The organism is Parafrankia sp. Ea1.12 (assembly GCF_900465275.1).
GTDB lineage: Bacteria > Actinomycetota > Actinomycetes > Frankiales > Frankiaceae > Parafrankia > Parafrankia soli.
In genome coordinates, this window is sequence record NZ_UBIZ01000281.1 from 1 (window position 1) to 4,442 (window position 4,442).

Annotated in this window: 2 protein-coding genes and 1 pseudogene; 2 read left to right on the top strand and 1 reads right to left on the bottom strand. The window is 75.6% G+C overall.

Features of this window, described 5'->3' with window-relative positions; genetic code table 11:
* Positions 1–1,126: pseudogene (locus tag FMEAI12_RS13380) on the bottom strand (hypothetical protein); the annotation flags it as partial.
* 854 nt (positions 1,127–1,980) lie between these two features.
* Between FMEAI12_RS13380 and FMEAI12_RS13385 the strand changes: the two are divergent.
* Positions 1,981–2,955: a MoxR family ATPase gene (locus tag FMEAI12_RS13385; RefSeq protein WP_112106272.1), complete on the top strand. Its 975-nt coding sequence runs from the start codon at positions 1,981–1,983 to the stop codon at positions 2,953–2,955.
* The coding region (locus FMEAI12_RS13390) for a DUF58 domain-containing protein (protein ID WP_112106273.1) at positions 2,952–4,442 on the top strand (1,491 nt) is incomplete at its 3' end. The genes FMEAI12_RS13385 and FMEAI12_RS13390, both read left to right, overlap by 4 nt.

Here is a 4,442-nt window from a genome sequence, read left to right on the forward strand (position 1 = left end):
ATATATGTGTCGCAGTACGATTCGCTCGAATCGTGCAGGGAATCCGGACGGTGGCCAGACCGGCGAGATCCGGCGGCTGCTTGGCGATCGCCGTTCGCCCCCGGCCGTCGATGAGGACGGCGTTCGGCCCGGCCAGGTCGTTGATCCACACCAGGTCGCCGTCGACGGCCACCGTGAGCCGCGGTTGGTCGGCGGGCGCGGCGACCGGCACCGGATCGCCGAAGCCGCCGCGGGCGATGTCGTAGTCGAGCACCACGCCGAGCGCGGAGTCCGGCACGTACCCGTGACCGGCATGGACCACCGGTGTGCCGAGCTGGCCCGATCCGGGGATGTCCGGGATGGCCACCGTGGTCACCAAGCCCTGATCGACGTCCACGAGGAACAGGCGGCGGGTGGCCGGGTCGAGGAGGGGCACGGGGCCGCCGTCCGTGCGCGGCGGCGCCAGCAGGCCGGGGAGCGGTCCGCTGGTCGGGCCGGCGGGCGGCAGGGCGATCACGCGGCCCGTGTCGGGGGCGGTGACGGTGGCGGCGGTGGTGTCCACGGCGAGCGGGTGCCCGCCCGCGAGGACCACGTCGACGGCGTTGCCGGGCGGGGCGACCGGGTGCGGCGGCTCGGCGGCGCCGTCCCGCAGGGCGACGACTGTGCCCGCGGACCGGACCGGCACCCACAGGGTTCCGTCGTCGGTCAGCGCCGCGCGCCCCAGCGGCGGCGGGAGCTCCAGGACGGGGCCGGCGCCGGCGAGGTCGTCGCGGGTGAGCCGCCGGACCCGCCCGGACGCCGGGTCGACCGCGTAGGCCGCCGTCGCCGAGGTGACGATCGTCACCCCGGGTCCCAGATCCGCCGAGCGGACGGAGGCCAGCCGGGCAGGGTCGACCAGGTGCACCTGGCCCGAACCGGGGTCGGCCACGAGGACCGCCGCGCCGGTGCGGGCGACAGTCAGGTCACGTCCGACGGCGCCGGGCACGGTGACCGCGGCGTCGGCCCGCCCGGCTGGTCCGCTCAGGTGGGTGAGGGTGCCCGTGCTGGTGGTGGCCAGCCACACGCCGCCGTCGGTGAGCTCGAGCTCGGTGGGTGCGGCCCCGCGACCGGTCGCGACGAGGGCCGCCGCGGCGCAGAGGAACAGCACGCCCAGCCCGGCGCGGGCACGCCCACCGCGTGCCGGCCTGAGGAACCGCCACGCGAACTGCCGAGAGGGCCGCCACGGGAGGCGCCGCCAACTGCCGGGAATCGTGGACCTCCAGGGGCGTCGCGGCTCCGCGGGCGGTTCGCCGCGGGCGGATCTTCCCGGGCGGCGAACCGCCCGGTCCGGGCGGTTCGGGCTCGGGGCGTGGCTGGTTGGTGCGTCGGGGCTGCGATCGGGGCTGCCGAGGCCTCCGCCCGGCTGGAGGGTGACCGGGCGGAGGCCGGCGACGGGTCGCCAGGCACGACCAGAAGACACAATCAGACACAACTGATGGTTGTTGTCGAATTGTGTTTCCGTCGTGACATGGATCGGGCGTGCGTAGCCCCCGGAGGCCCGCGGCCCTCGAGGTGACCCGTCAACAGGTCTGACGCGCTGCAGCCTCGACTGGTTGCGACAGGATTTGGTCGAAGCGTGACATCTGTCGCCGGATGTGGCCGGATCGTTCCTCGGTGACCTGCGGGTGTGCGCCCGCGCGCGCGAGGGCGACGTAACCCTCGTCACGATTCCCACAATAGTTTCCGGACGGAGGACAACGAATCAGGCGACTCGGTCGTCTACTGCATCGGAACGGTTCGCTCCGTGGCAGCGACGCCGCGGTAAAGGTCGCCAGCGGCACCGCCAGGTGGTGCTGGCCGGTGGTGCCGGTGGGCACTGGCGGCCAATCGCGGGAGGCGCGCCAGGAGCCGAGCCGTTCCCGGGCGGCACCCCCCGCCGCCCGCGGCGGGCCGCGCCGGTCGCTCCCCCTCGACCAGCGCGGCCCGCCACATCACGCAGGCCTCACCAGCAGGAGGTTCGGCATGACGGTCGAGGCGGATCGGGGCATCCCGTTCGCGGTCGCGTTCGACGACGTGGTGGCGAACGTCGAGCGGGTGATCCGCGGCAAGCGCACCGCTGTCGAGCTCGCGGTGATCTGCCTGTTCGCCGAGGGCCACCTGCTGGTCGAGGACGTCCCCGGCCTGGGCAAGACGACGCTCGCCCGCAGCCTCGCCGCCTCGGTGAACGCGGGCTGCCACCGCATCCAGTTCACCCCCGACCTGCTGCCCGCGGACATCACCGGGACCAACGTCTTCAACCAGCGGGCCGCCGAGTTCGCGTTCCGCCCGGGCCCCGTCTTCGCGAACCTCGTCATCGCCGACGAGATCAACCGCGCGTCGCCGAAGACCCAGTCCGCCCTGCTCGAGGTCATGGAGGAGCAGCGCGTCACCGTCGACGGGACCCGCTACCCCGTCCCGCTGCCCTTCATGGTCATCGCCACCCAGAACCCGGTCGACATGGACGGCACGTACGCCCTCCCCGAGGCGCAGCTCGACCGCTTCCTGATGCGGCTGCGCATCGGCTACCCCACGCTCGACGCCGAGCTGGAGATCCTCGAGGGGCGCCAGGTCGGCCGCCGCGTCGAGGACCTCCGCCCGGTGATGCGCGCCGAGGACGTCGTCGCCCACGCCGAGCGCACCCTGGCCGTGCACGTGGCCTCGGCGGTGCGCCGCTACGTCGTGCAGGTTGTCGCCGCCACCCGGACCAGGCACGACGTACTGCGGCTGGGCGCGAGCCCGCGCGGCAGCGTGGCGCTGCTGCGCGCGGTCCAGGTCCGCGCCGCCTCGGCTGGGCGTGCCTTCGCCACCCCCGACGATGTCAAGGCGCTCGCCGGTCCGGTGCTCGCCCACCGGCTCGTGCTCAGTCCGGAGGCCGAGCTGCGCCGGGTCACCGCCGAGGACGTCGTCGCCGAGGTCCTGGACGCGGTCCCCTCGCCCCGTCGCCTCGTGGGCGCGTGAGCGAGCCGACCCCCCGGACGCTGCCGGGGTTCACGCCCGCCGCCTGGGGACTGCTCGCCGTGACGGCCGCCTGTGCCCTCGGGGCGGTGCTCCTGCGCTACGCGGAGCTCGCCGCCTTCGCCGGTGCCGGCGCGGCGGCGCTGTTCACCGCGGTGGCAGCGGTGGCCCGTCCGCCGCGGGTCACCGTCACGACACGGGTCACCCCTGCCGCGGTCACCCGCGGGGACGACGCCGCCCTGGTCATCTCGATCGTGAACCACTCCCGCTGGACGTCTCCCCCGTTCGCCCTACGCCTGCCAGCCGAGCCGGCCCAGCCGGGCGAGGTGCCCGCCGAGCCCGCCGAGCCCGCCGAGCCCGCCGAGCCCGGCGGGTCTGTCGGGTCCGGCGGGCCCGAGATCGCCGTGGACATCCGCCCGTTGCGCGGTGGCGCCAGCCGGGAGATCGTCCTGCCGCTCGACACCGCGGCTCGGGGAGTCCGCCGGATCGGGCCCCCGCAGGTGCACCGGTCTGATCCGTTCGGGCTGGCCCACCGCCACCAGTACCTCGGCACGAGCCTCACCCTGCGGGTCCGCCCCCGCGCATACCCGCTGGTCCCACCGCCGGCCGCCCCGGCCCGTGACCCCGACGGGCAGAGCGGACGTGGCGCGTCCGGGGGGCTGATGTTCCACACCCTGCGCGAGTACACCCCCGGGGAGGACCTGCGCCTGGTGCACTGGGCCGCCAGTGCGCGCACGGGCACGCTGATGGTCCGAACGCACCTGGACCCCAGTGAGCCCGCCTCCACCGTCGTGCTGGACACCCGCCGGCGGGCCTACCCGCCCGGCCCGGTCGGGGCGGCCGTCTTCGAGGACGCCGTCGACGTCGCCGCTTCCGCGGTGCTCGCCTGCGCCCGCAACTCCTACGGCGTCCGCCTGGTCACCTCGGGCGGGGTGCGGATGACCGGTCGCCGACGCTCCACCGACGCAGAGTCCCTCCTCGACGAGCTGGCCGACGTCCGGCCGGACGAGGGCGTGACCCTGGACGTCCTGCGTACCCTGCGCCGCGGGCCCGTCGGCACCCTCGTTCTGGTGACCGGCGCGCTCGACCGGGACGCGGCGGCGGCGCTCGCCCCGGTGGCCCACGTGTTCGGCCAGGTGATCGTGCTTCGGATGGGCCCGCGCAGCGAGGCCGCCGCGCTGGCCCGGGGCCGGCGCGCCCCCGGTGACCGCCCACGCCTGCGCCCGAGCATGGAAGCGGTGGCCCGGGCCCGCGCGGAACGAGGCGGCCCGGTCGCCCCCGCCGGGCCCACCCGCTCGACGGGATCGGCGGGCGCGGCCCGTACGGCAGGTGCGACCCGCATGGCCGGTGTGGCCGGTGTGGCCGGTGCCGCTGGCGTGGCGGGGTCGGTTGGCATGGTCGGCACCGCCGGTTCGGGCCGGGTGCGGATGATCCACCTGGGCTCACCCGCCGACCTGACCGACGTCTGGCCTGCCGCGCCCCTCCCGCCC